At 53.8% G+C, this 24,622-nt stretch carries 27 protein-coding genes; 16 read left to right on the forward strand and 11 right to left on the reverse strand.

Going from position 1 to position 24,622, the window contains the following annotated elements:
* Nucleotides 1-107 precede the first annotated feature (107 nt).
* Nucleotides 108-554, reverse strand: coding sequence for a DUF421 domain-containing protein (locus C1N64_RS08225; protein WP_033737433.1), 447 nt, complete (start codon nucleotides 552-554; stop codon nucleotides 108-110).
* 9 nt (nucleotides 555-563) lie between these two features.
* The gene (locus C1N64_RS08230; protein WP_050504692.1) at nucleotides 564-1,058 is read right to left on the reverse strand and encodes a hypothetical protein; all 495 of its coding nucleotides are present in this window, start codon (nucleotides 1,056-1,058) and stop codon (nucleotides 564-566) included.
* Nucleotides 1,059-1,349: 291 nt separating this feature from the next.
* Here C1N64_RS08230 and C1N64_RS08235 point away from each other — a divergent pair, with 291 nt between their 5' ends.
* Complete coding sequence (locus tag C1N64_RS08235) at nucleotides 1,350-2,645, forward strand: glycoside hydrolase family 28 protein (protein ID WP_253275867.1); 1,296 nt, start codon at nucleotides 1,350-1,352, stop codon at nucleotides 2,643-2,645.
* 17 nt (nucleotides 2,646-2,662) lie between these two features.
* Here the strand turns inward: C1N64_RS08235 and C1N64_RS08240 are convergent, their stop codons facing one another.
* Nucleotides 2,663-3,172, reverse strand: coding sequence for a hypothetical protein (locus tag C1N64_RS08240; RefSeq protein WP_394515400.1), 510 nt, complete (start codon nucleotides 3,170-3,172; stop codon nucleotides 2,663-2,665).
* A gap of 495 nt (nucleotides 3,173-3,667) precedes the next feature.
* Between C1N64_RS08240 and C1N64_RS08245 the strand changes: the two genes are divergently transcribed.
* A complete protein-coding gene (locus tag C1N64_RS08245) occupies nucleotides 3,668-4,393 on the forward strand; it encodes a YoaK family protein (RefSeq protein ID WP_054688006.1) in 726 nt (241 codons plus the stop codon).
* Here C1N64_RS08245 and C1N64_RS08250 read toward each other — a convergent pair.
* On the reverse strand, nucleotides 4,390-5,292 hold the full coding sequence (locus C1N64_RS08250) for a lipid kinase (protein ID WP_054688005.1): 903 nt from the start codon (nucleotides 5,290-5,292) through the stop codon (nucleotides 4,390-4,392). The genes C1N64_RS08245 and C1N64_RS08250 overlap by 4 nt on opposite strands.
* A gap of 160 nt (nucleotides 5,293-5,452) precedes the next feature.
* Here C1N64_RS08250 and C1N64_RS08255 point away from each other — a divergent pair, with 160 nt between their 5' ends.
* From C1N64_RS08255 to C1N64_RS08265, 3 genes are all read left to right on the forward strand, one after another.
* Entirely contained in the window at nucleotides 5,453-5,725 is a 273-nt protein-coding gene (locus C1N64_RS08255) for a cupin domain-containing protein (protein WP_033737438.1), read from the forward strand.
* 21 nt (nucleotides 5,726-5,746) lie between these two features.
* Nucleotides 5,747-6,166, forward strand: coding sequence for a DUF4186 domain-containing protein (locus tag C1N64_RS08260; RefSeq protein WP_394515401.1), 420 nt, complete (start codon nucleotides 5,747-5,749; stop codon nucleotides 6,164-6,166).
* Between the two features lie 140 nt (nucleotides 6,167-6,306).
* Nucleotides 6,307-6,624 carry a hypothetical protein gene (locus C1N64_RS08265; protein WP_033737439.1) on the forward strand — a complete coding sequence of 106 codons (318 nt, stop codon included), beginning with the start codon at nucleotides 6,307-6,309 and terminating at the stop codon, nucleotides 6,622-6,624.
* A 48-nt stretch (nucleotides 6,625-6,672) separates the two neighbouring features.
* Here C1N64_RS08265 and C1N64_RS08270 read toward each other — a convergent pair whose 3' ends face one another.
* On the reverse strand, nucleotides 6,673-7,866 hold the full coding sequence (locus tag C1N64_RS08270; protein WP_033737441.1) for an AI-2E family transporter: 1,194 nt from the start codon (nucleotides 7,864-7,866) through the stop codon (nucleotides 6,673-6,675).
* A gap of 376 nt (nucleotides 7,867-8,242) precedes the next feature.
* Here C1N64_RS08270 and C1N64_RS08275 point away from each other — a divergent pair, with 376 nt between their 5' ends.
* Entirely contained in the window at nucleotides 8,243-9,505 is a 1,263-nt protein-coding gene (locus C1N64_RS08275; protein WP_054688004.1) for an acid phosphatase, read from the forward strand.
* A 33-nt stretch (nucleotides 9,506-9,538) separates the two neighbouring features.
* On the opposite strand, the gene C1N64_RS08280 is transcribed toward C1N64_RS08275, so the two are convergent.
* Nucleotides 9,539-10,732, reverse strand: a complete 1,194-nt coding sequence (locus C1N64_RS08280; RefSeq protein ID WP_054634334.1) for a zinc-dependent alcohol dehydrogenase — start codon at nucleotides 10,730-10,732, stop codon at nucleotides 9,539-9,541.
* Nucleotides 10,733-11,126: 394 nt separating this feature from the next.
* Between C1N64_RS08280 and C1N64_RS08285 the strand changes: the two genes are divergently transcribed.
* The 4 genes from C1N64_RS08285 (at nucleotide 11,127) to C1N64_RS08300 (ending at nucleotide 15,428) form a co-directional block, all read left to right on the forward strand.
* Nucleotides 11,127-12,410 (forward strand): HAAAP family serine/threonine permease, encoded by a 1,284-nt coding sequence (locus C1N64_RS08285; RefSeq protein ID WP_394515402.1) that lies wholly within the window; start codon nucleotides 11,127-11,129, stop codon nucleotides 12,408-12,410.
* Nucleotides 12,411-12,569: 159 nt separating this feature from the next.
* Nucleotides 12,570-13,664, forward strand: a complete 1,095-nt coding sequence (locus C1N64_RS08290) for an ABC transporter substrate-binding protein (RefSeq protein WP_039342958.1) — start codon at nucleotides 12,570-12,572, stop codon at nucleotides 13,662-13,664.
* Nucleotides 13,665-14,044: 380 nt separating this feature from the next.
* Nucleotides 14,045-14,476 carry an RcnB family protein gene (locus C1N64_RS08295; protein WP_033737446.1) on the forward strand — a complete coding sequence of 144 codons (432 nt, stop codon included), beginning with the start codon at nucleotides 14,045-14,047 and terminating at the stop codon, nucleotides 14,474-14,476.
* A gap of 106 nt (nucleotides 14,477-14,582) precedes the next feature.
* Entirely contained in the window at nucleotides 14,583-15,428 is an 846-nt protein-coding gene (locus tag C1N64_RS08300; protein WP_394515403.1) for a Cof-type HAD-IIB family hydrolase, read from the forward strand.
* 37 nt (nucleotides 15,429-15,465) lie between these two features.
* Here C1N64_RS08300 and C1N64_RS08305 read toward each other — a convergent pair whose 3' ends face one another.
* Nucleotides 15,466-16,614: an iron-containing alcohol dehydrogenase gene (locus tag C1N64_RS08305; RefSeq protein WP_394515404.1), complete on the reverse strand. Its 1,149-nt coding sequence runs from the start codon at nucleotides 16,612-16,614 to the stop codon at nucleotides 15,466-15,468.
* Nucleotides 16,615-16,904: 290 nt separating this feature from the next.
* On the opposite strand from C1N64_RS08305, the gene gntT reads away from it, so the two are divergent.
* Nucleotides 16,905-18,221 (forward strand): gluconate transporter, encoded by a 1,317-nt coding sequence (gntT, locus tag C1N64_RS08310; protein WP_394515405.1) that lies wholly within the window; start codon nucleotides 16,905-16,907, stop codon nucleotides 18,219-18,221.
* 52 nt (nucleotides 18,222-18,273) lie between these two features.
* Here the strand turns inward: gntT and C1N64_RS08315 are convergent, their stop codons facing one another.
* Nucleotides 18,274-18,519 (reverse strand): hypothetical protein, encoded by a 246-nt coding sequence (locus C1N64_RS08315; protein WP_006118397.1) that lies wholly within the window; start codon nucleotides 18,517-18,519, stop codon nucleotides 18,274-18,276.
* Nucleotides 18,520-19,383: 864 nt separating this feature from the next.
* On the opposite strand from C1N64_RS08315, the gene pagP reads away from it, so the two are divergent.
* The 5 genes from pagP to tatE all read left to right on the forward strand — a co-directional run bounded on the left by pagP (nucleotide 19,384) and on the right by tatE (nucleotide 22,206).
* Nucleotides 19,384-19,917, forward strand: a complete 534-nt coding sequence (gene pagP / locus C1N64_RS08320) for a lipid IV(A) palmitoyltransferase PagP (protein ID WP_110267826.1) — start codon at nucleotides 19,384-19,386, stop codon at nucleotides 19,915-19,917.
* Nucleotides 19,918-20,067: 150 nt separating this feature from the next.
* Nucleotides 20,068-20,277, forward strand: coding sequence for a transcription antiterminator/RNA stability regulator CspE (gene cspE / locus C1N64_RS08325; protein WP_006118399.1), 210 nt, complete (start codon nucleotides 20,068-20,070; stop codon nucleotides 20,275-20,277).
* Nucleotides 20,278-20,588: 311 nt separating this feature from the next.
* On the forward strand, nucleotides 20,589-21,020 hold the full coding sequence (locus C1N64_RS08330) for a GNAT family N-acetyltransferase (protein ID WP_033737452.1): 432 nt from the start codon (nucleotides 20,589-20,591) through the stop codon (nucleotides 21,018-21,020).
* A gap of 39 nt (nucleotides 21,021-21,059) precedes the next feature.
* The gene (locus C1N64_RS08335) at nucleotides 21,060-21,857 is read left to right on the forward strand and encodes a deaminated glutathione amidase (RefSeq protein WP_033737454.1); all 798 of its coding nucleotides are present in this window, start codon (nucleotides 21,060-21,062) and stop codon (nucleotides 21,855-21,857) included.
* A gap of 145 nt (nucleotides 21,858-22,002) precedes the next feature.
* Entirely contained in the window at nucleotides 22,003-22,206 is a 204-nt protein-coding gene (tatE, locus tag C1N64_RS08340; RefSeq protein WP_006118401.1) for a twin-arginine translocase subunit TatE, read from the forward strand.
* 111 nt (nucleotides 22,207-22,317) lie between these two features.
* On the opposite strand, the gene lipA is transcribed toward tatE, so the two are convergent.
* The 3 genes from lipA to ybeD form a co-directional block, all read right to left on the reverse strand.
* Nucleotides 22,318-23,283: a lipoyl synthase gene (gene lipA / locus C1N64_RS08345; protein WP_006118402.1), complete on the reverse strand. Its 966-nt coding sequence runs from the start codon at nucleotides 23,281-23,283 to the stop codon at nucleotides 22,318-22,320.
* Nucleotides 23,284-23,452: 169 nt separating this feature from the next.
* Entirely contained in the window at nucleotides 23,453-24,109 is a 657-nt protein-coding gene (lipB, locus tag C1N64_RS08350; RefSeq protein WP_006118403.1) for a lipoyl(octanoyl) transferase LipB, read from the reverse strand.
* Nucleotides 24,110-24,282: 173 nt separating this feature from the next.
* Nucleotides 24,283-24,546 carry a DUF493 family protein YbeD gene (ybeD, locus tag C1N64_RS08355; protein ID WP_006118404.1) on the reverse strand — a complete coding sequence of 88 codons (264 nt, stop codon included), beginning with the start codon at nucleotides 24,544-24,546 and terminating at the stop codon, nucleotides 24,283-24,285.
* Nucleotides 24,547-24,622: the final 76 nt, after the last annotated feature.

Consider the following 24,622-nt stretch of genomic DNA (forward strand, 5'->3'; position numbering starts at 1 on the left):
GACGCATTTTATACAGGCTATGCGTGATCCGTATCTGACTTTTCGGTCCTTGTGTCGTTTCTCACATGATGAAATGCCGCCATGGCCAGGTGCGGATTAAACGGGTTTCATTTCTCAGCAGGAATAATCGAAATCTGCCCGTTACTTTCCAGAATGGCATAGCGAATTTCATCGAGTTCGCACAGCCCATGATTTTGTCGCGCGACCAGCAAAATATCATCCTCGCTGACGTTCACTTTTTTCATCTTATCGGGAAAAGGCTGGCCGTTTTCAACCAGAATGGCCGGGCTGCCATCAATCAGTTGTTCAAACCCTTTATGTTTCCTCTTGATGTAACCAAACAGCATATCCATCACTATCAGTGTGATAATGGTGATCATTGCGCCGGTGACGGAGAAGTCGCTTCCCAGCAGCGCCTGTTGGGTTGCCTCACTGATGATAAGGAGCAGGATCAGATCAAAACTGGTCATCTGAAGCAGGGCTCTTCGCCCGGCAATTTTGAACACAAGGAGGAGGATCAGGTATATCGCAGCGGCTCTGAGGACCATTTCCATAAAGGTTACCTACGGATAAATAAACTGGCTGAAATGGATTTCGGGTTCATTGTTGACCTGCAGGGTATTACTAAAAGCGCCCGGCTTCCTTGGGGTAAGGGCCAGCCAGACTGAGAAGGTCGGCTGTTTGTCGGCGTGGTTATAGACCAGGTAGACATAATCCTTTTCGCTGTACATCCGGTCAGGCTGAGGTTTAATGCTGCCAATCTGAAATTCGTCCAGAAACGTTTTTCCAAAGCTGAGAATATAGTCCGGTGCGTTGAGCTCTTTGATGGAGACTTTGATTTCGTTTTCGCTGGTCAGGCGGCCAAACCGATCGTAATCGAGACGTAAGGTGTGCGTTTTATTCTGCAGGTGCTGCTCGCTAAACAGGCCGTTAGAAAATAACCCCAGCACTGCCGCCACAACAATACTTGTCAGTAAAATAAACCCTGCACGACTAAACTGATATTCAAAATTAAGGTTTTTTATATTTTCCTTAATACGGGGTTTTCTGAGCATCATGCATCAATACCTCAGCGTTTAATGGCCGCCCGGCCTCGCGAAGGCTGCCAAAAATCAGTCGGTTATATGACAAGAAGCGTAGCACTGGCCCTGGTGCTGTCAAACCCATCCCTTGGGCGAATAAAGGTCAAAATCCGCTGTATCCAGGCTGTGGACGGCGGCATTTCAAAGGGGAAAACGAAGCCATCCCGCTTTTATTTCGCTGACCCCTGCGCATCAATTTAACATTTTGACCACTTCCGGCGACGGGCTCATTTTTCTGCTTTACCTGCCAGGAAGGACTTGCGTATTGTGAAGGCCTGTCCCTCTGTCGCCCCTTTCACTATGACTGACCTGATTGTGACGATGTATCGCTCTCCCTTTGTTCTGTTAGCCCTGATTGTTGGCCTGGCGATCAGTTTTACCGCTCAGGCACAAATGGGCGATCGACGAACGGTAACACAACCGGTTTATCCGCCGGTCTGCCAGCGTATTCCGGCCATGGATCAATACACTGTCAGTCAGACTATTCAACAGGCGCTGGATAGCTGCCCGCCCGGCAAAATGGTGCTGTTAGTACCCTCAACCCGTGCGAAGGTATTTTATAGCGGGCCACTGTCTTTGCCTTCGGGTGTCAGTCTGGGCATTGATAAGGGAGCGGTGTTGCGCGCACTTCCGGATCCACGATTGTATGATAACGGGCGCGGAAGCTGTGGCACGCTGGATTCGCAGGGCAACGGTTGCAGGGCGTTTATTACTCTCAGTCATGTCCGCGGTAGCGGGATATACGGGCAGGGCATGATCGACGGGCAGGGCGGAGCCTCTGTCACCGGTAAGACGCAAACCTGGTGGCAACTGGCGGCCAGCGCCAAGAGTGATGACGCAAAGCAAAATGCGCCGCGGCTGATCCAGGTTGATCACGCCCGGGATATCACGCTGTATCAGATCACCCTGAAGAATGCGCCAAACTTCCACGTGGCTGTCAGTGACAGTGAGGGCGTCACGCTATGGGGCATCACCATCGACACGCCCGCGACGGCACGAAACACCGACGGGGTGGATCCTATGGGGTCCAGCGATGTTACGTTAATCAACAGTCGGATCAGTACCGGTGATGACAATGTGGCGATTAAAGCCGGAAACGCACCGGCCTTGCATATTTCCATCGTGAATAACCAGTTTGGCTCTGGTCATGGTATGTCGATTGGCAGTGAAATAAACCGAGGCGTCAGCGATGTGCTGGTGAACGGGCTGACGTTAACCGGCACGACCAATGGCCTGCGCATCAAAAGCGACCGCTCGCGCGGTGGGCAGGTGCGGGCGGTTCGCTACCAAAACATTTGTATGCAGGATGTGGACAATCCCGTGGTCATTGATACGCATTATGATCCGCACGCCAGCGGCACGATGATCCCCGATTACCGGGATATCACCTTCGACAACGTCAGGACAGGCAACGGAAAAATTACGCTGGACGGGTACAGCGAGACGTTTCCGCTTGAGATGACGATAAAAAATGTCTCTATCGCTGAGCAGGCCACGGTAGTACAACGCTTTGCCATTATTCATGGTCAATTTACGCGGGCGCCTCAGACTGCGTGCCGTTAAACAGGTCGAGGGTTGCGCTATTCCCTGAGCGCTTTTTTCTCTGCCGCAGTGCCAGCATCGCTGCTATCCGGCTCACCGTACAACTGGTTTGCCGTATCATTCGGCCAGGACTCAATGGCACCGCAGGAATAGGTGTAACTGCCTAACGCCAGTGTATAGCGCAGCACGTTCTTATCGTCTTTTGCTGCGCCCCAGATCACCTCCAGCGCAGCGTTATGCGTTTCGATAAAGTGCTTCGACAACTGATCGAATTTCACGGGCACGAAGCGGGAATAGCTATTGTCTGCAGTAAACGGGCTGCTTGACATGAACAGATCGGTTTCGCCACTTTCCCGGTTTTTCAGGCCCATAAGCATGATGTTATCGGTCGTTTTCAGCAGTTGCAGTGTGATGTCCTGTCCACAGCGCTGGTGTGCGCTGGCCTGCAAATTTCCCAGCAGCGGTGCGCGTAACGGCTGAGCGAGCACATTGCCAGCCAGCCATCCTGTCACTGTTAACGTCAGTAATGCTTTAGAAATCGGTTTCATACTCTTAATAAATGAGTCGGTGGACAAAGCGCAAAGCATGAAGCGTTGCGCCACGTGGTACCTTGATCTGCCACAGAGTAGGGTGCAACAGGCTGAAAAGTGAGGCGATTACTGTTTTAGCGAGGGGTTTTATCGCGGCGTTCGGATCTGACGAGATAAAATATGCTCTCCTGACGATGTGCCCTGATGCTGTTGCTATGAACAGCGTGAAGCGGGGCAGCAGAGGCCAACACAACAGACGCGAACACAGCCTGATAAGGTGCGGCATTGTTGTCGAAACAGTCTCTCTATGGCGGTAAGTAGCAGAACAGAGGGAGACAGGCCACGCCAGCCGAAAAGGCCATCCGGCTTCGCGCCGAATGACACAGTAATAGCTTCTACCCTCTCGTGAAACAGAGTCAGGCAGACGGAGGTCTACGTCGCTGAATTAGCGCTTGTTTCCTTAACGAACTCAGCGAATGATAGAGCCAATCGCATCGTATCTGAGTGAACATTATGTTGATCAGCACGGAAACCGAACGGACGCATATCGCGGACAGCCGTCTTGCCTGCACGCTTGCCGCTGTCGCCGGCGCGTTAAACACGGCTGCCTTTGAGATAGTCGGTTTCTTCTCGGCCAATATGACAGGCAACGTATCCTCACTGTCGGATTATCTGGCCAAAGCCAATGTGCATCAGGGCATCTTTTTCCTGCTGATTGTCTGCATGTTTATTTTTGGCGCGATGGTATCGACGCTGATTATTAATGCCGGACGCCGACGGCAGATTCGCACAATCTACGCTGTGAATATTCTGCTGGAAGGTGCGGCGTTGGTGGCGCTGGGCATAACCGAAGCCCATTACACGCTGGCGTCGTCCGGCGCGCTGTTGATTCTGAGCCTGAGTTTTTTGATGGGCCTGCAAAATGCGGTGGTGACCCGCATCTCCAATGCGCGCGTCAGAACGACACATGTCTCCGGGACCTCCACCGACATTGGAATCGAGCTGGCGATGCTGTTTGATGTGCTTCGGCGTAAGGCGTCGCCAAAAGACGCGCCGCTGTATGTTGAGCGCCTGCGGCTGCATACCTACACGATCCTCTCTTTCCTGGCGGGCGGGATCGCCGGCATCGGGCTCTGGCATTTACTCAATTACTACTTCCTGGTGCTGATTGGGCTGGGGCTGGTCATCCTGGCGCTGAGCGCTATGCGCAAGCGCCCCGCACTACCTGTAAGCTCTTAAGGCTTTTCCCTGCCGGAGGGGGCGGGAGCCAGCACCCTCAACGCATCATTAAGCAGGCGGAAATGGGCTGGCGTTTGCCCGATGATCTCACCATCTGCATTAATAAAGTGTGGCCGACGCGTTTGCAGTGTCAGGGCGGTCGTGCTGAACGTGCGGACATTGCGCCAGCGGCCATGAGTGCCGCGTCGCAGCGAAGGAAACAGCAACAGCAGTTGCCAGCTGCGTTTGATTTCGAGGCTGTAGACGTCCAGCAAGCCATCGTCAGGCGCGGCGCTTTGCTGTACGGTCATTCCGCCACCATAAAAGCGCCCATTGCCAACCGACACCTGCACGGTTTTAATGGCGGTTGCCTTGCCGCCATGAATCAGCGTGGCGCGGAAAGGCCGACTTTGCCGCAGAATGCGCAACGCGGCAAAGGCATAACCCAGCACGCCCCAGCGCTTTTTCGCCTGTGCCGTAAGATTACAAGCCAGCTCAGCCGAGAAACCAATACTGGAGACGTTGAGAAACAGGTGACCATTGACCTCACCGAGATCCACAGAGCGCGTATGGCCCTGGCAAATGACACTGACCGCCTGTTCCAGTTGAGTGGGAATCCCCAGCGTTCGCGCAAAATCATTGGCGGTGCCCAGCGGAAGAATCCCCAGCGGCAGCCCGGTGCGCATCAGTCCCGGCGCTGCCGCATTGAGCGTGCCGTCGCCGCCGCCCACAATCACCCAATCGATTTGGCCGGCGTAAGCAGAAATAAGATCGGGGTAACTACGTCGATCGCCCGGGGCGGGCAGGATCAGATCAATGCCCGCCTGCTGCAGCAGTTGTGTGGCGCGGGCGGCATCAATGCGGCCCTTGCGTGAACGTTGATTGATCAATAACAGCGCAGTCTTTACCCTGTGCGGCATGCTTAATCCGTGTAAGAGATGACGTGTTAACGAGACGATTAGCAGAAAGTACACATGCGGGATTCTCTGTTACAACCTTGCTTGCGCTACTTTACGTAACGGCAGAAAAGCACGCGAGTGACTACACTGCCAGTAAACCCAATGACAGACGAGGATGCCGATGACAGAACACCAATTCAGAACGCTGCTGGCTGAGAAAGGCTTTGCAGAACCGGTCATTGTCGAACGTGAAGCCCACAGTGAACTGGACCAGCACGATCATCCTTTTGAGGCGATGGCGCTGATTCTTGAAGGGGATATCACCCTGTTTACCGAAGACGGTGTCCGTACCTACCAGGTAGGAGACATTTTTCATTTGCAGGCCGGGCAACCGCACCGCGAGACGTTTGGCGCGCAGGGCGTACGTTATCTGGCAGGAAGAAAGTTGTCGTGATCGTTGAGACAGAGAAGAACAATGTTTGAGGACCTGTTTGCGCGCCTGTCGCGCTCGCCTTTTCGCCAGCGTTTTCGTCTGGGTCGTAAAGAATACGATTACTGTCTTGCGAAAGGGCAGGCTGGGGTGCAACAGCACGCCGCCGGGTTTATCCACCAGCGTCTGTCCGCCGCCCATCCGGTGAATGACGGCAAGCAAACGCCGATGCGCGGTCATCCGGTCTTTATTGCTCAGCATGCGACGGCGACCTGCTGTCGCGGATGCCTGGCAAAGTGGCACGGTATTGCGCAGCATCAGACGCTGACTGATAATCAGCAGGCTTATGTGGTAGCCGTGATCATGGACTGGATTCACCAGGCTATGCAGCAACCCCCTCCTCCACGTCGCGTGCGCAAACCTGCGGCACCGGACCCGTCGCCTCGGCAACTCGATTTGTTATAGGCAACGATTATACCTCTGGTGTCCTTTTAACCAGTCAGGTTCGCTATATTTCATTTCAGGTCTATTCTTAAATCGTTCTTTGGTCTCCTGTGCCAGGATAATTACGCAAGACGACAAATTTCACACAAGAGGGAATTACGATGAAGAAAGCAATTATTGCACTGTCTGCTGTTTTACTGGCCTCGCCAGTTTTCGCTGCTACCACAACGGATGAAACTGTCGCTGAAGCGCATAAAGGCGCAGATACCGCTAAAGAAAAACTGCATCAGACGCAGCACAAAGGCCAGGAGCTGAAGCTGAAGTCTGAGCATGCGGCGGAAGGTAAGAGCAACGCCACCTCAAGCAAAATCTCTGAAGGTGCGCAGAAAGGCTGGCACAAAACCAAAGAAGGCACCGAGAAAGGCTGGGATAAAACCAAGCAGGGTGCCGAAGACCTGAAAAACAAAGCGACCAACTAAGCCGCTTTTGTGTAGAAAAAACCCACCGCTGGTGGGTTTTTTTATTCCCTATTTCTGTTCGGGGTCGGCCGGAACGGTCTTAGCCTGTAAGGCTTCGGCCTTTGCCGCCTCTGCTTCTGCGGCATCCTGCTGCGCCGTATCAGACTGTTTTTTCCCCTCTTCGATAAACTCTTCATCGATTTCCTCGATGTTTTCGCGGTTATCGCGTCCGGACAGTAAATTCCAGCAGGCAATGAACAGGGCAGCAATCACCGGGCCGATGACGAAACCGTTGATGCCGTAGATTTCCATTCCGCCCAGGGTGGCGATCAGGATCAGGTAATCAGGCATTTTGGTGTCTTTGCCGACCAGCAGTGGGCGCAGGATGTTATCCACCAGCCCGACGATGACCACAAAGAAGCCCACAAGAAACAGCCCCTTCCACAACGCCCCGGTTGCGAAGAAGAAAATCGCAGCGGGCACCCAGATAATAGCGGAGCCGACGGCAGGAATAAGCGACAGGAAACCCATCAAGGCCCCCCAGAGCAGGCTGCCATCAATATCGGTAATCCAGAAGGCGAGCCCACCTAAAATCCCCTGTACCACACCGACCACGACCGTGCCTTTTACCGTCGCGCGCGACACGGCGGCAAACTTCTTAAACAGATGGTGTTTTACATAGGTAGACAGCGGCAGCGCTTCCAGAATCAGATGGACCAGGTATGACCCATCTTTCAACAGGAAGAACAGCAGATAGAGCATGATGCCGAAGCCGACGGTGAAGCTGAATGTCCCCTTACCGATGATAAAGGCGCTACCGGCCAGGTACTGGCCGCCTTTGAGGGCAAAGGCCGACAGCTTTTGCTGAATCTGCGTAGCATTGTCCAGGTTGTTTTCTGCAAGGTAATGTTTGGCCCAGCCTGGCAGATGTTGCAGCAGATCGGCGAAAACGACCGGGAACTGGGCCGAGTTGGTTTGCAGCTTGTGGTAGACCGTATTCACTTCGACCACCAGCGATGACGCAATAATCGCTAAAGGCGTAAAGACGATCAGACAGATGCACAACAGCGTCAGCAGGGCGGCAAGCCCGTTACGATCGCCCAGCTTGCCTCGCAAATACGTTTTCAGCGGATGGAAGATCACGGCCAGCACGGCAGCCCAGAGAATCGGCGAGAAGTAGGGCGCTAATACCTCGAAAAAAGCCACCGTCGCGATGGCCAGTATCAGCAGGAAAAACCCGATAGTAAGTCCTTTAAAGCGCATAGGATAACCTCATGTAAACATCCCTTGATAAGCACGTATGCCGATGCGGGCATTGGCCACCCGAAAGTGTATGAATGTGGCATCGGGAATCAACGATCAATTCTGTTTTTATTTTCTCCTCACGCTGCTTTCGCCAGCGCATTCTTCAGTCGCAGACAACCGACGAGAGACAGGCCATGTCGCGCCCCCGGCCGCGGCCGCGAACGATGCCTACCTTAGCGTAGCGGGTTCGGGCGGTTTTGCTGGCGCAGCGCGACAGATTTCTGAGATAAGCCTGCCACTGACGGCTGACGCGCGGCCCAGGCTTGCGAAATAAAACTGTCATACAGCAATGCTAGCGTGACAACCGGCAAGGTCAGAGAAAAAAGGAATAATAATGAAAATGCACATTACCCTGATTGCGGCGGCGCTGTTCGTGACGCAACAGGCGCAGGCAATCCCGTTGTCTGAAGCCAGTGCGCTGGCGAACAAAACGTCTCAGGGCTCATCCAGTCCGGTATTCAATGCGCTTGAACTGCAGGCGCTGGCGGCAGAGCGCACGGCCATCCAGAACGGTGCACCTACGCTCAGCCGTGACCAGCTAAAACAGGCGAAACAAAGTGACAAACTCGCCGACTATCGCTGGCTGAAAGCCAGTGGCTACAATTTCCAGACCCAACCCCTGCAACAGGCGGGCATTGCGCTGTTATCGGGATTCAGTACGCTGCCGGATAACGTGATGAACGCTAACCGGGCCACAGTGACATCAATTAATCTTAATGCCACGCAGGGCGAACGCCGTCAGGCGCTGGCGGACGCCGAAGGGATTAGCTATCTGTATTTCCTTGCCGATGCCCTGGGACCGCGCTTAGGTAAAGCTTTTCTTGCGGCCTATGAAAAAGGCGAGCTGAGTAAAGCTGCCGCGCTGATAAAAGCCAGTGAAGTCAGCACCAGCGCGGCAAAAAAACACTTCGACTATCCACGTCCTTTCCTGCACAAAGGCAATACGATTCATCTGGTGCCGGATGACACGGTGATCAAAGATAACCAGCCTTATACGGCCGATGGGGGGGCTTTTCCCAGCGGACATACCAATACCGGCTACACCGATGCGTTATTGCTGGCTGAGATGATCCCGGAACGTTTTGATGCGTTGCTGCAACGGGGCGCGCGTTACGGGTATTCGCGGCTGGTTCTGGGCGTACATTATCCGCTGGACGTGATGGGATCGCGCATGGTGGCCCAATATAACGTTGCACATTATCTGAATGATGCTGCTTACCGGACGTTATTCGCAGAGGCTCGCCAGCAACTGCGCAGTGCGCTGGAAAAAGAGTGTGGTACCACATTAGCGGTGTGCGCAAAACCTGCGGGACAGGATGATCCCTATGGCACTGGCAGCATGAAGCCGTTTTACCGTTTCACCATGAGCTATAACCTGCCGAAGGTGGCAGGCAATAAGGCCAGGTTAACGGTTCCCGACGGCGCAGAGGTGTTGCTGGAAACCGCCTTGCCTCAATTGTCGGCGAAGCAGCGCCGTGCGCTGATGGTGAAAAGCGCGTTACCCGCCGGTTACCCACTGGGTGGGCCGGGCGCGGATCAGGCATTCTGGCAGCGGCTGGATTTAGATGCGGCCTACGCCCAGGCGAAGCACCGTTAACCTGTAACGGGCGGGAAACCCCGCCCGTGTTTGCTACAGCGTCGCCTGGGTTGGCGTCATGCCCGGCACCAGAATTACTTTTCGGCACGCTTCTTCCCGTTTTTCAAAGATGGCATAGCCCCGTGCCGCATCCTCCAGCGGCATATGGTGCGTCACAATCTCTTCCGGGGTTAAATGCCCTTTTTCGATGAGGCTGAGCAGGTCGGGCAGATAAGCATGAACATGCGTCTGGCCCATTTTGAAGGTCAGGCCCTTGTCAAACGCATCGCCGAACAGGAAGCCGTGAATAAAGCCGGCGTACACACCGGGCACGCTGACAATCCCGCCCCGGCGAACGGCCGCAATACACTGACGTAACGCTTTCCCGCTGCTGCCTTCCAGTTTCAGGTTAGTTAATACCGTTTCTGTCAGGCTGCCCTTGGCTTCAAAACCAACGGCGTCAATGACCGCATCCACGCCGCGATGGCCCGCACTGTGCTCAATGATCCAGGCGGCGGGATCGTCAGTTTTATCGAAATTAATCGGGATCACACCATAACGTTCCCTCGCAAAGTCCAGCCGGTAGTCATTATGATCGATCATATAGATCTGTTCTGCGCCCTCCAGGCGGGCGCAGGCGGCGCTGAGTAAGCCGACGGGGCCAGCACCAAAGATCGCGACGCTTGAACCCGGCTTGATTTCAGCGTTTTTAACCGCCTGCCAGGCGGTCGGCAGGATATCAGACAGAAACAGCACTTTCTCGTCCGGGAGCGTTGCAGGCACTTTAAACGGACCGGTATTCGCTTTGGGAACTCGGACATATTCCGCCTGACCGCCGGGGATACCGCCGTACAGTTTGCTGTAGCCAAACAGGGCCGCAGGTGGCGTAATTTTTTTGCGGTTTAAGATCGCGCCTCTTCCGCTGTTGGTGTTTTCGCACGCGGCGTACTGATGCAGATGACAAAAAAAGCAGTCGCCGCAGGCAATCACAAACGGAATCACCACCCGATCACCTTTTGCCACGGCGGTCACTGCGCGACCTGCTTCCACCACTTCGCCCATGAACTCGTGGCCAAAAATGTCGCCATGATCCGTACCCGGGATTTTTCCCCGGTACAGGTGCAGATCTGAGCCACAAATAGCCGTGGCGGTAACGCGAAGAATAATATCATCGGCCGCTTCCAGACCGGGATCGGCAACATTATCAACGCTGACTTTATGCGGACCATGCCAGGTTAAGGCTTTCATGTAGTTGACTCCTGTAAACCGGTGAAGGACAGCAACGGCGCGGTCGGCGATACCAGCCCGACAACAGTCGTCGCCAAAATTTGTAAGGGTGCTTGAAGTGTAGTGAGGGAAAAACGGGTAAGCAGAGCGGTGGGGTGAAACCAGGAAACAACCACGGCCTGTAAAGCCTTTCCTGTAGGGGATGATGCGCATAACCCGCCCGGAATCTGCACGATATGACGCATTACTTGAACTCAGGTCGTCAGATAGTGTAAAAAAACGCACGCGCAATCGATTACGCAGCGGCAGCCTGAGGCATTCCTGTCGCCCGCGTTTACCTGTTCCCTCTGAGAACGGCCACACTTTTACCCGCAACTGGCCGCCTTTGCGGCTGATGCATACTCTGGAAAAGCTAATGAAAACCTCGCACACCCGCCCCCTGGAATCTGCCCGCATTACAGAAGAAACGGGCTGGCGTAAAACGGATACCGTGTGGATGCTGGGGCTGTACGGCACCGCAATCGGCGCAGGCGTCCTGTTTCTGCCCATCAATGCGGGGATGGGCGGTCTGTTGCCGCTGATAATTATGGCGCTGCTGGCTTTTCCGCTGACATTTTTTGCCCATCGCGCCTTAATGCGTTTCGTGCTGTCAGGCAGTCATCCGGCGGGCGACATCACGGATGTGGTGGAGGAGCATTTTGGGGCTGGCGCAGGCAGGTTGATCACGCTGCTCTATTTCTTTGCTATCTACCCCATTTTGCTGATGTACAGCGTGGCGATGACGAATACGGTCGAAAGCCTGATGGTCAATCAACTTGGGTTGACTGCGCCCCCGCGCGCCTTACTGGCGCTGCTGTTAATTGTCGGCATGATGACGGTGGTGCGCTTCGGCCAGACCATGATTGTCAAGGCGATGAGCGTGCTGGTTTATCCCTTCGTCGCGGTACTGATGTTGATGGCCGTCTGCCTGATTCCTCACTGGCACGGCGCCGCACTGCAAACGTTGCACAGCGGCGGCGGCAACCTGTGGAGCACCTTGTGGCTGGCCCTGCCGGTGATGGTCTTTTCTTTTAATCACTCGCCGATTATCTCATCATTTGCGGTGGCCAAACGTCAGGAATACGGCGCCCAGGCTGAGCAAAAATGCTCACGGATTCTGGCCTGTGCGCACCTGTTAATGGTGCTGACCGTCATGTTCTTTGTGTTCAGCTGTGTGCTGAGCCTGTCCCCTGATGACCTGCGGTCAGCGAAAGCTCAGAACATTACGATATTGTCCTATCTGGCGAACCATTTTAATGCGCCGCTGATCGCCTGGACGGGGCCGGTAATCGCCATGGTCGCAATCGCTAAATCCTTTCTCGGGCACTACTTAGGGGCACGCGAAGGGTTTAACGGCATCGTTAACAAAGCGCTGCGTAGCCGGGACAAGACGATTGCGCCTCAGCGGCTGAATCGCCTGACGGCAGGCTTTATGCTGCTGACGACCTGGCTGGTGGCGACGCTCGATCCCAATATTCTGAGCATGATTGAAACCCTGGGCGGCCCGGTGATTGCGGTCATTCTGTTTTTAATGCCGATGTACGCTATTCATCGTGTTTCTGCCATGCGCCAATACAGCGGCAAGCTCAGTAATGTCTTTGTGGTGGCCAGTGGGCTGATTGCCATTTCCGCTATTTTCTATTCGCTTTTGCAGGCGTGACTGACGGGCGGCTGGCAACGCCGCCCTGTGTTTCTGCCGGACAGCGATCCTCCGTTCACGGCTTCAGACGTATTCGTTAAAAAAAGTTTTAAATTTTTTACGAATTTGCATGTTAAAGTTAACGAGAATAATTCTTATTCCTTAACAGGGTTACTAAACATGAAATTCGGTATTTTTGCAGCAACATTGTTGGCCTCAACCGTCTGTTCGGCAACGACGTATCCTGTCACCGTCACCGACATGGATGGCCAGCGTATCACGCTGCAGAAAGAGCCCCGGCACATCATTTTGCAGGACGGGCGCGACATTATGGCGCTGGCGTTGCTGGATCGTGATAATCCGTTCAAACGCGTCGTGGCCTGGAACAATCTGCCCAAAAAGCAGGACACGCAAACGTGGGCGCTGCTGGAGAAAACCTGGCCGCAGGCTGCCAGTATTGTGGATATGGGATTCAACGATCAGGGACAGGTAAACCTTGAAAGCGTGCTGGCGCAGAAGCCGGATCTGATGATTGCGCAACTGCGTGCCAAACCGGCGCTGATGCAATCTGGGGTACTGACCACGCTGAAAAGCCTGAATATCCCGGTCGTGTTTGTCGATGACGAACTGCATCCTAAGCAAAACACGGTGCCAGGGATAACGTTGCTGGGCAGCGTGCTGAACCGTGAAGCGGAGGCGAAAGCCTATACAGATTTTTATCAACAGCGCTGGCATGCGCTGCAAACGAAAATCGATCAGGTCAAAAACAAGCCTACCGTCTTTATTGAACCGATCGCCGGTAACAGCGACAGCTGCTGTTTTACCCACGCTCACAGTGGCTGGGGCGGGCTGGTTGAGGCGGTCGGCGGCAAAAATATTGGCTCGTCACTGCTGCCCGGTAATGCCGGTTTTGTGTCGCTGGAGAAGATCATCGCCATGAAGCCGGACGTTTACATTATGACCGGCTCGAAACGGTCCAACAGCAACGTGTTGCCGCTGGGCTACGGGGCGAATAAACAGGATGTCGCCACCACTTTTACCACATTACTAAAACGCACAGGGCTGGCGCAGATTGAGCCGGTGAAACAGGGAAAGACCTACGGGATTTATCACCACTTTTATAACCATCCCTACAACATTATTGGTATGGAAATTCTGGCAAAAGATCTTTATCCAAAGCAGTTTAGTGACCTGGATCCTACCGCGGATTACCACAACATTATCCGCCAGTTTACTAAATTACCGGATGCGCCCGTCATGCTGAGTTATCCCTGATACCTTTCCCTGAGGCGCGAACCTGTTGACCGCCGCGTGCAGGCTGAATTATGTGTTGAGTCAGCCTGCATCACGCGCGGCGGTTGAGGCTGATCCGCTTATCGGAAAGGATTCCGTTACGTTGCCGATGACCGCGCGCCTCTGGCTGACGCGCTTTCGTGCCGTTTAACATCATGGTCGGGCTGACCCTGCTCGCCTGATTACGCGTGAGTCTCTGCTGTCACCCTGTTGTTCTTCCACCTGCGGCGTCGTTCAGCGCGTCCTGAGACACGGCGCTTTCATCTGCTGACTTTTAAGAGTTTTGGCGATACTTATTGTGACGCCTCATGCCGATAGTAGTCATAACGGCGCGTCGTCGCCGTTACACTGGAGGCAGTACCATGAAAAAAATAAAATCAGTTTTAGTGAGTGTCCTTTTAGCATACAGCACCCTGTACAGCCTGCCGGGACTGGCGGATGGCCCCGGTGGTCCTGGTGGCCCATGGCATCATCCGGGACGCGGTCCTGATGGTTTCGGCCCGCCGGGCCTGCGACGCGAAGGACCGCCGGGACCGGGTGGACCGCCACCGCCTGATGCGCGTCGTGACTACGACCACGATCGGTTTGCGTGGGAAGGGCATGAATTCCGGCGCGGCCGACCCGTTCCACGGGAATATTGCGGCGACAGATACCGGATCGATGACTGGCGTGAGCGTGGGTTGAGAGAGCCACCGGAAGGGCAGCACTGGGCGGATATCGATGGTAACTATGTGCTGATTGCAGCGGCCACCGGCATTATCACCTCACTCATCCTCAACAACGCGTTTCATTGATCACCATACAGGGATGGCAGATGCCATCCCTTTTTTATGCCACATGCGCTGCTTATCAGGCTATTCTGACAGTGAATCCTGAACGTTTCCCTGCTAAGGAGTTCTGATGACCACGGTAAAAATGGTTGCCGTTGATATGGACGGCACCTTTCTGGATGACAAAAAGCAGTACAACCGCGCCCGTTTTCTTGCCTGTTACCACCAGCTCAGCCAGCGAAACATCAGGTTTGTGGTCGCCAGTGGCAATCAATACCACCAACTGCGGTCGTTTTTTCCTGAGATCGCCAGCGAGATCGCGTTCGTCGCTGAAAATGGCGCACTGATTATCGACAGGGATGAAGAGCTGTTCTGTGGCGCGTTCTCACGCAGCGACATCGATGCCGTGCTCGATACGTTGAAAAACGGACACTATCCCGACCTGCGTTATCTGCTTTGTGGACGAAACAGCGCCTATTATTTTGAGGGAATGGATGAAACGTGGCTGGTGAAGATGCGTCACTACTGTCACCGGCTTAAGCCAATACGTACGCTTGATGAGGTGGCTGACGATCGGATACTGAAATTTGCGCTGAATCTGTCAGACGATTACGTCGAGCCTTTAATGGCGGATATTGGTCGCCTGCACGCAGGATCGGCAGCAGCCACATCCAGCGGTCACGGCTCGGTAGATTTAATCGTGCCCGGTCAGCATAAAGCCAATGGCCTGAACCTGCTGGCACAGCGCTGGGACATTTCCCACGATCAGGTGCTGGGCTTTGGTGATGGCGGTAACGATCTGGAAATGCTCCAGCAGTCCGGGTACAGCTTCGCCATGCGCAATGCGCCGCAACGGGTAAAGCAAACGGCGCGTTTTTTGGCTCCCGGAAACAATGAGGAAGGTGTCCTGCAGGTGATTGAACAGATGCTGGCAGGGGAAGCGCCGTTCAATACAGCGGCAGCGCAGCAGAGGTAGGGGCCTGATGCGGGCGGGCAAAACGCCCGCCCGTGGGCTACGCGGTGACGGTCCAGGCACGAACAAGTATGTCGTGCATCTCATCTTTACTGTAGCTGATCAGACTGTTTTTACTGTTCGCGCGGGCCAGAATCCAGGCCACGTCCGCTTCGCTCAGCGTCGGGCCATCCAGCCAGAATGCGGTAATCGCGGTACGTTGCAGCCAGGCTTTCAGGTCACGTGCCGGAGAGTCCGTGTGCGTGCCAAACAGCTGCTGATGCATGTCGGCCATCAACTGACGTTGTTCAGGATGCTGGCTCACGGCCAGATGGTCCAGAAACGTGAATAACAGCCTGCCGCAGACTTCGCCATGATGGAAAGGCTTTATCGCCCCCAACTCGCCCGCAATACCGTGAATCACGCCCAGACCGGCAGTGCTCAGGCTGACACCGCCCAGCCAGGAAGCCATCATCATCGCCTCACGCGCCCGATCGCCTGTTTCATCCAACTGGTTTAAGGCCGGCCAGGCCTGGATAAACTGACGCAGCCCGCTCAAGGCCATCTGACGGGTAAAGTGGTTGCCCTTGCCAGACAGGTAGGCTTCAAACAGATGTGTGAAGGCATCGATCCCGCAGGTCGCCAGCACAGTATCGGGGGCGCCTTTGAGTAAGTCGGGATCCAGGATGGCGACCTGCGGCACAAATACCGGATGACGCAGCGACGCTTTGATCTGGATATCCTGCTGGTCGGTCACCACCGCGTTTTGGGTAACTTCGCTGCCGGTGCCCGCCGTGGTCGGAACGGCGATGAGGGGAAGGGTAACCGGGTTGACCGCCGTATCGCCGACTTTTTCCAGATAACGGGCCGTGGAGAGTGGATGCTGAATCATGGCGCTAAAGGCTTTAGCCGCATCCAGTACGCTTCCGCCGCCTATCGCGACGACCCGATCAACATGCCCTCGCCAGCGGGTGACCCAGCCATCAATTTCCGCCGGGGAAGCCTCATGGCTGACAATTTCATAACCCACAATATGATCGTTCAGGGTGGTTTTGATACGTGCATAAGCTTCCCCCTGCAAAAATGACCGGCCGCAAAAGAGCAGAGTGGCCTGGGGTTGGGCAGCCAGCAGAGGAATCAGCTTGCTGAGGCTTCCCCGGCCAAAAAGGGTATGTTGATTGCTGTACAGCTTACTCAGATTGTCACTCACCCGCGCATCCTTTTGTCTCTTCGCTAAGCTTTGAGTGTAACGAAAACCCAACGTCAGGCCTCAAGAAACTTTCTGATAGCGGTCGGTTAAAAAGTTGATCACCTTCGCAAAACGTAAATTCATCCCTGGCGGGGTGATGCGCGAGTCGGGATGTTACCCTTAACATGTTATCGGTAACAGGGTGTGTCAAAACATAAATGTCACGACATTTCCCTGATTTTAAGCGTCCTCCGGGACCACGATAACCAAGCGGCACTGACATCATTCAGGGCATCAGGTGGAGAAAAATTATGCCATTACTCTATGTGGCGATTGGCGTGGCATTACTGTTACTGCTGATGATTCGCTTTAAACTTAATGGTTTTATCGCGTTGATTCTGGTTGCGCTGGCGGTGGGCGTGATGCAGGGCATGCCGGTCAACAAAGTGATTATTTCAATTAAAAATGGCGTGGGCGGCACGCTGGGCGGTCTGGCGCTGATTATGGGTTTTGGCGCGATGCTCGGTAAACTGCTGGCCGACTGCGGCGGTGCGCAGCGTATTGCCACCACGTTGATTGCGAAGTTTGGCACGCGGCATATTCAGTGGGCGCTCGTGCTGACCGGCTTCATCGTGGGGTTTGCGCTGTTTTATGAAGTCGGTTTTGTCTTAATGCTGCCGCTGGTGTTTAGCGTCGCCGCATCAGCACGTGTCCCGCTGCTGTTTGTGGGCGTGCCGATGGCCGCGGCACTGTCCGTAACCCACGGTTTTCTGCCTCCCCATCCGGGCCCGACCGCCATTGCGACGCTGTTCAACGCAGATATGGGGAAAACGCTGCTGTTTGGCACCTTACTGGGCATTCCAACGGTGATTCTTGCGGGGCCGGTTTATGCCCGTTTCCTGAAAGGCATTGATAAACCGATTCCGGAAGGCCTGTACAACCCCAAAACTTTCACGGAAGCGGAAATGCCGGGCTTTGGGGTCAGCGTCTGGACATCGCTTGTGCCTGTAATACTGATGGCGCTGCGCGCGGTGGCCGAAATGGTTCTGCCTAAAGGGCATGCCTTGCTCTCTTATGCTGAGTTCTTTGGCGATCCCATCATGGCGACACTGATTGCTGTGCTGATTGCTATCTTCACCTTCGGTCTGAATCGTGGTCGCAGTATGGAACAGGTCATGGATACCCTGAGCGACTCCATCAAGATTATCGCCATGATGCTGCTCATCATTGGCGGCGGCGGTGCCTTTAAACAGGTCCTGGTGGACAGCGGCGTGGATAAATACATCGCCGGTATGATGCATGCAACCAGTCTGTCGCCTCTCTTCATGGCATGGTCAATCGCTGCTGTGTTACGTATTGCACTCGGATCCGCTACCGTTGCGGCCATTACGGCAGGCGGCATTGTGGCACCACTGATTGCGACCAGCGGTGCCAGCCCTGAACTGATGGTCATTGCGGTGGGCTCGGGCAGTGTGATTTTTTCACACGTTAACGATCCGGGGTTCTGGTTATTTAAAGAGTATTTTAACCTGACGATAGGCGAGACGCTTCGCTCCTGGTCTGCGCTGGAAACCATTATTTCGGTGTGTGGGCTGGTGGGCTGTTTGTTGCTCTCTTACGTGGTATAGAAATCAGAGCGTAGAAAACAAAAGGGCCGCACAGAACGGGCGGCCCAAAAGGTTAATCTGCATCTTCAAAACCCGCTTTCACCATCTCTTCTCGCAGTGCGCGGGCAATCTCACGGTTACCGCCCGTAACCGGATAAATCACATTGTTGACCACATCATCAAGGTAATGCTCCGCAAACTCTTGTCGGGTCAGTTGCGTGCCGCCTTCATCATTGATGGCGAAAAAACCTTTGATTTTGTCGCCGCTGTACTTTGCCTTAAGGCTGTAGCGGCCCATACTGGTATTAATACTGCTCATAAGGTCTCTCCCTGCTCTGCATTTAAACTGTCAACATTCTCGGGCTTTCCTGTCGGCATAAATTTTAGCCAGGAATAATCTGCAAAACGAAACGGCAGGCCGCACTAAAGCCACGCGATGCGATACTTCTCACAGAAAGAAACCGCTAAAACCGATTATTGCCTTCCGGGATGCGATCACGGCTGGCAAAAAGCAAACGGCAAAATCTCGCCTATACTGTCAGGGGATTGTTTTATTAGGTAAGGGATATGAAATGAAAATAATTTTGTGGATCATCGCCATCATTTTTATCGTCGGACTGCTGACGCTGACAGGCGTGTTTAAGCTCATCTTCTGATCGTGTTTTTACGGGCATCCAGACGGGTGCCCGATGCCTAAAGTTTTCCTGTGTGTTGTTTCTTTCCCCTTCGTATTTCAGCCTGCATCTCTGCGTCATCCCGACAAGGCTGTGCCATCCCCGGGTACGTTGTGGCCGCAATCGCTGTTCTTCTCATCAAGGCCCTCGTATGCCCGCACAAGCAGGATCAGCGCCCGGTTTCATAGAGGAGTAGGACAGGGACACACCATATTTTAGCGGGCTTCTCAGTAAGCCCGGTTGTCTGTAAGTTGCTGTTTCGCTGGCTGAAGGGCAGGTAAGCGGCTATTTGCCCTTGCCGTTTGGGATGTGTTCAGATTTTTTACGTTAAAATTTCCCCACTTTTCCATAACATGAATGATAATTACATGCTGAAAATACCCGGAGAGGGACACGTATCCGGGATTGAGGCGTTTTTCCGTTACTGAGTTTCAGTGTGGAATACTGAATTTAATCGAAACGATACAGGTAGCATTGACGTGAATAAATCTCTTTTTTCAGGCCCCTTTTTGGCCCTGTTTGTCTCTTTTTCCCTCCAGGCCGCCACATTTACCCAGCAAATCAAATCCGGCTGGAACACCTTTAGCGATAATGTTCAGCAAACCTGGGAACAACCGCAGAGCATCGATCTTTATGTGCCTGCTATCACCTGGCACAACCGTTGGACCTATGACAGAGAGCATATTGATCGCTACAACGAACGTCCCTGGGGAGCGGGCGGTGGCGTTTCCCGTTACGACGAGAAAGGGAACTGGCATGGCCTTTATGCGATGGCGTTCAAAGACTCCTTTAATCATTGGGAACCCTTTACAGGCTATGGCTGGGAAGCGACCTGGCGCCCGCTCACTAATCAGGCATTTCATTATGGACTGGGCTATACGGTTGGGGTAACGGCAAGGGATAACTGGGGATATTATCCCATCCCGGCTATATTACCTCTGGCATCAGTAGGTTACGGCCCGGTGAACTTTCAAATGACTTACATTCCAGGGACTTATAACAACGGGAACGTGTATTTTGCCTGGGTGCGCTGGCAGTTTTAACTGTCCGCGCCAGTGAATAAGTCACCGAAGGGTAAATAAAATGGATATTTATCACTTTTTCATCAAATCAGGCTGGACAAAACCTTCAGCAATTGCTGTACTAGATGACGACACAGTTTAGTGTCCATTTTTCATGTAAAGGTAATATAGATGTCTAAGATTAAAGGTAACGTTAAGTGGTTTAATGAATCTAAAGGATTCGGTTTCATTACTCCTGAAGATGGCAGCAAAGATGTATTCGTACACTTCTCTGCGATCCAGAGCAATGGCTTCAAAACTCTGGCTGAAGGTCAGCGTGTAGAGTTTGAAATCACTGACGGCGCAAAAGGCCCATCTGCTGCTAACGTTATCAGTCTGTAAGTTAACAGTCAGAATTCTAAAAACCCGCCTTCTGGCGGGTTTTTTTATGCCTGCGTTAATCTGATTTTTGCTGCGGCGAGAACCCTGCTTGCGGTGTTGCTCACTTTAACCACACGAACTGCTGCTTTCCTGCTGCCTTTCTTAATCCAGCCAGCCGCTTATCCGCCGTCAGGACGGTATTTCAGCGCATAAATTGCGCTACCAGTCACAGATAGCTCCTGTAACATAATTATAACAACCTCCCGAGGCAGCATTTTCGGGCTGATCGGGTTATAACTACCTTTCTACATCGCAGAGGAAGAGGTGACAGGATGAATATTCGCCCCGCCCAGGCCAGGGACAGTTTCGTGTTGAGCGCGCTGTTAAGTGAATTAGGTTATGGCGGCACAGAGTCGTTTATTGAACAGCGCCTTGCCCAGTTGATAACCGATCCCAGTGAAACGCTGCTGGTGGCCGAACACGGTAATCAGGTGCTGGGTTTTCTCTCTATGCACTTCATCCCACAACTGGCCCTGGCCGGTGATTTTGCCCGTATCAGCTATTTTTGTATTGCCGATGGTGAGCGCAGCAAAGGGGTGGGACAGACGCTGCTTAAGCAGGCTGAAGCGCTGGCGGCGCAACATGGCTGTGATCGCATGGAAGTACATTGTCATGCGTCACGCCTTAAAGCCAACCAGTTTTATGGCCGCGAAGGGTATGTTGAATCACCACGCTACCATGTGAAAGCCTTACAGCCATTATAAGCGCCACAGCAGGGCTGCTGTCGGCAGGGAGGATGACGAATGAAAGTCGCGCTGGGTCAGTTTGTCGTTAAACGGGAATGGCAGGAGAATGCGCAAGCCTGTATAAATATGATGGCACAAGCCCGGGAAGCCAGCGCCGATCTGCTGGTGCTACCGGAGGCCGTGCTGGCCACAGATATGACCAACCCTGACTGGATACGGGAAGCGGCCCAACCGCTGAACGGCCCGTTTCTGACCCAGTTACTGACCGCCAGCCAGGGGCAGGCGCTGACGACCGTGTTCGGGATGCATGTGCCGGGCGACAGCCATAAAGTCTTTAACGTTCTGGTGGCCATTCGCGACGGCAAGATTCTGGCGGAATACCGCAAGCTGCATCTGTACGACGCCTTTTCAATGCAGGAATCGGCGCGGGTTGAGGCCGGTCAGGACGTGCCGCCGTTGGTGCCCGTGGCGGGCATGAACGTTGGGCTGATGACCTGCTATGACGTGCGGTTTCCGGAAATGGCACGACGTCTGGTGCTGGATGGTGCTGACGTGCTGGTCGTGCCATCAGCGTGGGTCAGAGGACCGCTAAAAGAGATGCACTGGGATTTACTCACCCGAACGCGAGCGCTGGAAAATACCTGTTATGTATTGGCGGTGGGCGAGTGCGGCGCACGTAATATTGGCAACAGTATGGTGATCGATCCGCTGGGCGTACCCATAAGTCGCGCTGCGGAGTCGCCTGCTTTGATCGTTGCCGATCTGGACCCACAGCGCATTGCGGCGGCGCGGGCTCTGCTGCCGGTGCTGGAGAACCGTCGCTTTGCCCGGCCAGAGCTGGATCCGGCGCGTTGATCCCCGAGGCGCAGGGGAACGGGCAAAGCGTAGCGCATAAAATGCGTCGGGCGTTTTCTTACTCTGTTACAGATTCCGCTTGAGGTTGCCCCTGAACTGCGCCTAAATAGTCATTACCGTTATTCGTCAGATTATAAGGTTAAATATGGAAGGTATCAGTATTGCCAAGCTGCTGATTATCGGTGCGCTTATCGTACTGCTTTTTGGCACCAACAAGTTACGCTCTCTGGGTGGCGATCTGGGCTCCGCAATCAAAGGCTTTAAAAAGGCTATGAAAGACGAAGATTCCAGTGCAGCACGTACCTCAGCGGAAGAAACCCCTGCAGAACGCGTTTCTCATAAAGAGTAAGACCGCGTCAGAATGACAGAAGTGTTACTTTTTATTTCTGACTGCAGAAAAAAACCAGATTGCGGACAATCTGGTTTTTGTTTTTTCTGCACCTGACACAACGGCAAATGCTTATTTCACTTCCAGCCCTTTTGCCTGCATATCCGCGTGATAAGAAGAACGCACAAAGGGTCCACAGGCCGCGTGGGTAAAGCCCATCGCCAGCGCTTCTTCTTTCATTTCATCGAACTCCGCCGGGCTGACATAACGCTGAACAGGTAAATGGTGACGGCTGGGCTGCAAGTACTGTCCCAGAGTAAGCATTGTCACACCGTGACGACGCAGATCGCGCATGACCTCAATGATTTCAGCATTGGTTTCACCCAGACCAACCATTAAACCGGATTTCGTCGGTACATCAGGATGCGCCTCTTTAAAACGCTCCAGCAGCTTCAGCGACCATTCATAGTTGGCACCCGGACGCACCTGACGGTATACACGCGGCACGTTCTCAAGGTTGTGGTTAAACACATCCGGTGGGGTGGCAGTCAGAATCTCGAGCGCACGATCCATGCGACCACGGAAGTCGGGTACCAGCGTTTCGATCTTGATATTAGGGCTTTTTTCGCGGATGGCGGTAATACAGTCCGCAAAATGCTGAGCACCGCCGTCGCGCAGATCGTCGCGGTCCACGGAGGTGATTACCACATAGCGCAATGCCATGTCGGCAATGGTCTGTGCCAGCTTACCGGGTTCATTCGCGTCGGGCGCGTTGGGGCGACCGTGTGCCACATCGCAGAACGGGCAACGGCGGGTACAAATTGCACCCAGAATCATAAAGGTGGCGGTACCGTGGTTAAAGCATTCGGCAAGGTTAGGGCAGGAGGCTTCTTCACAAACAGAGTGCAGACCGTTTTTACGCATCGCCGCTTTAATGCCCTGAATACGACTGGAGTCCGCAGGCAGTTTGATTTTCATCCACTCCGGCTTGCGTAAGATTTCTTGCCGGTCAACGGCCACGGTTTTCACCGGGATCAGCGCCATTTTGTCTGCGTCACGGTATTTGACGCCGCGTTCCATCTGAATTGGTTTACTCATAAATCAGCAGGTTCCGGTCGGATTGCGATTTGAAAGCTGTCTCACTCAACCCGAGAAGGCGGCTTTCAACTTTATTTGAAAAAAGTGCAAAAATTATATCATCTCAGCGGCCAGGAAGCAGCCACAGACGTGCGTGATAAGTTACATATTTGTAAATACGCACGCACCGTCAAGGTAAGGCCGGTTCCGCCTCATGCCATTCCACCTGCTGATAACCTAACTGGCGGGCGAAGGTCTCGGCAAGCCGTGGGCGGACATCCGCCAGCGTGACCTCCGGGCAAAAATGTTTTAACTGCGTCATGTGCATGCCCGCGTAACCGCAGGGGTTGATACGCAAAAACGGGCTGAGATCCATATCGACATTGAGAGCCAGCCCATGAAACGAGCATCCTTTGCGAATGCGCAGGCCCAGCGAGCAGATTTTTTCTTCTCCGACATAAACGCCGGGTGCATCGGCGCGCGCCCGAGCCGCCACACCAAAGCTGTCCAGTACGGCGATCACCGTTTCTTCTAACGCGGTGACAAGCTGACGCACGCCGGTTTTGCGACGTTTAACATCGATCAGCACATACATGATCTGCTGGCCCGGACCGTGATAGGTCACCTGGCCGCCGCGATCGCTCTGTACCACCGGAATCGAGCCGGGCATCAACAGGTGCTCGGCTTTGCCTGCCTGGCCCTGGGTAAAGACCGGCGGGTGTTCAACCAGCCAGACTTCATCACGGCTTTCGGCGTCGCGCTGGTCGGTGTAGCGATGCATCGCGTCTGAGGTTAACTGCCAGTCACATAAACCAGGCTGGCGAATAAGGAGCGTTTCAGCTGACAAAACGAATATCCGTTAAGAGGGCAGAGGCTGAGTATAACGCCGGCCGCGCGGAAGTGAAATGATGAGCGTAAAAGGAAGGCTGAGACGTTTTCCGCCGCACCGGCGCGGTCAGCAAACAAAAACGGGCCAGCCGGTAGCACCGACATGGCCCGTTGGTAGTATGACTGACAGTGTTACAACACCATGCGCACGATTTCAATTTTGCCCAGTTCTTCATACAGGGTTTCAACCTGTTCGATATGTGTCGCATTAATGGTGACGTTGACCGAGTGATAATTACCCTTGCTGCTCGGTTTCACCTCAGGGCTGTAATCGCCGGGAGCATGGCGCTGCACCACTTCAAGCACCAAATCAACCAGCTCCGGTTGTGCCAGCCCCATCACTTTATAGGTAAACGGGGTCGGGAATTCGAGCAGTTCATTCAGTTTGGTTTTCATAATCACTCCGGTACTTAAAAAACAGGCTCCCGCCGAAGCGGGAGCATCATATTAACCTGTAATGGGGGCGAGGTGG

The organism is Pantoea sp. SGAir0215, from assembly GCF_043543215.1.

Bases quoted from the DNA above. Each gene is read 5' to 3' on its own strand.
- C1N64_RS08225 (WP_033737433.1), bottom strand. From the start codon at position 554: ATGGAAATGGTCCTCAGAGCCGCTGCGATATACCTGATCCTCCTCCTT.
- C1N64_RS08230 (WP_050504692.1), bottom strand. From the start codon at position 1,058: ATGATGCTCAGAAAACCCCGTATTAAGGAAAATATAAAAAACCTTAAT.
- C1N64_RS08240 (WP_394515400.1), bottom strand. From the start codon at position 3,172: ATGAAACCGATTTCTAAAGCATTACTGACGTTAACAGTGACAGGATGG.
- C1N64_RS08245 (WP_054688006.1), top strand. From the start codon at position 3,668: ATGTTGATCAGCACGGAAACCGAACGGACGCATATCGCGGACAGCCGT.
- C1N64_RS08250 (WP_054688005.1), bottom strand. From the start codon at position 5,292: ATGCCGCACAGGGTAAAGACTGCGCTGTTATTGATCAATCAACGTTCA.
- C1N64_RS08255 (WP_033737438.1), top strand. From the start codon at position 5,453: ATGACAGAACACCAATTCAGAACGCTGCTGGCTGAGAAAGGCTTTGCA.
- C1N64_RS08260 (WP_394515401.1), top strand. From the start codon at position 5,747: ATGTTTGAGGACCTGTTTGCGCGCCTGTCGCGCTCGCCTTTTCGCCAG.
- C1N64_RS08265 (WP_033737439.1), top strand. From the start codon at position 6,307: ATGAAGAAAGCAATTATTGCACTGTCTGCTGTTTTACTGGCCTCGCCA.
- C1N64_RS08270 (WP_033737441.1), bottom strand. From the start codon at position 7,866: ATGCGCTTTAAAGGACTTACTATCGGGTTTTTCCTGCTGATACTGGCC.
- C1N64_RS08275 (WP_054688004.1), top strand. From the start codon at position 8,243: ATGAAAATGCACATTACCCTGATTGCGGCGGCGCTGTTCGTGACGCAA.
- C1N64_RS08280 (WP_054634334.1), bottom strand. From the start codon at position 10,732: ATGAAAGCCTTAACCTGGCATGGTCCGCATAAAGTCAGCGTTGATAAT.
- C1N64_RS08285 (WP_394515402.1), top strand. From the start codon at position 11,127: ATGAAAACCTCGCACACCCGCCCCCTGGAATCTGCCCGCATTACAGAA.
- C1N64_RS08290 (WP_039342958.1), top strand. From the start codon at position 12,570: ATGAAATTCGGTATTTTTGCAGCAACATTGTTGGCCTCAACCGTCTGT.
- C1N64_RS08295 (WP_033737446.1), top strand. From the start codon at position 14,045: ATGAAAAAAATAAAATCAGTTTTAGTGAGTGTCCTTTTAGCATACAGC.
- C1N64_RS08300 (WP_394515403.1), top strand. From the start codon at position 14,583: ATGACCACGGTAAAAATGGTTGCCGTTGATATGGACGGCACCTTTCTG.
- gntT (WP_394515405.1), top strand. From the start codon at position 16,905: ATGCCATTACTCTATGTGGCGATTGGCGTGGCATTACTGTTACTGCTG.
- C1N64_RS08315 (WP_006118397.1), bottom strand. From the start codon at position 18,519: ATGAGCAGTATTAATACCAGTATGGGCCGCTACAGCCTTAAGGCAAAG.
- cspE (WP_006118399.1), top strand. From the start codon at position 20,068: ATGTCTAAGATTAAAGGTAACGTTAAGTGGTTTAATGAATCTAAAGGA.
- C1N64_RS08330 (WP_033737452.1), top strand. From the start codon at position 20,589: ATGAATATTCGCCCCGCCCAGGCCAGGGACAGTTTCGTGTTGAGCGCG.
- C1N64_RS08335 (WP_033737454.1), top strand. From the start codon at position 21,060: ATGAAAGTCGCGCTGGGTCAGTTTGTCGTTAAACGGGAATGGCAGGAG.
- tatE (WP_006118401.1), top strand. From the start codon at position 22,003: ATGGAAGGTATCAGTATTGCCAAGCTGCTGATTATCGGTGCGCTTATC.
- lipA (WP_006118402.1), bottom strand. From the start codon at position 23,283: ATGAGTAAACCAATTCAGATGGAACGCGGCGTCAAATACCGTGACGCA.
- ybeD (WP_006118404.1), bottom strand. From the start codon at position 24,546: ATGAAAACCAAACTGAATGAACTGCTCGAATTCCCGACCCCGTTTACC.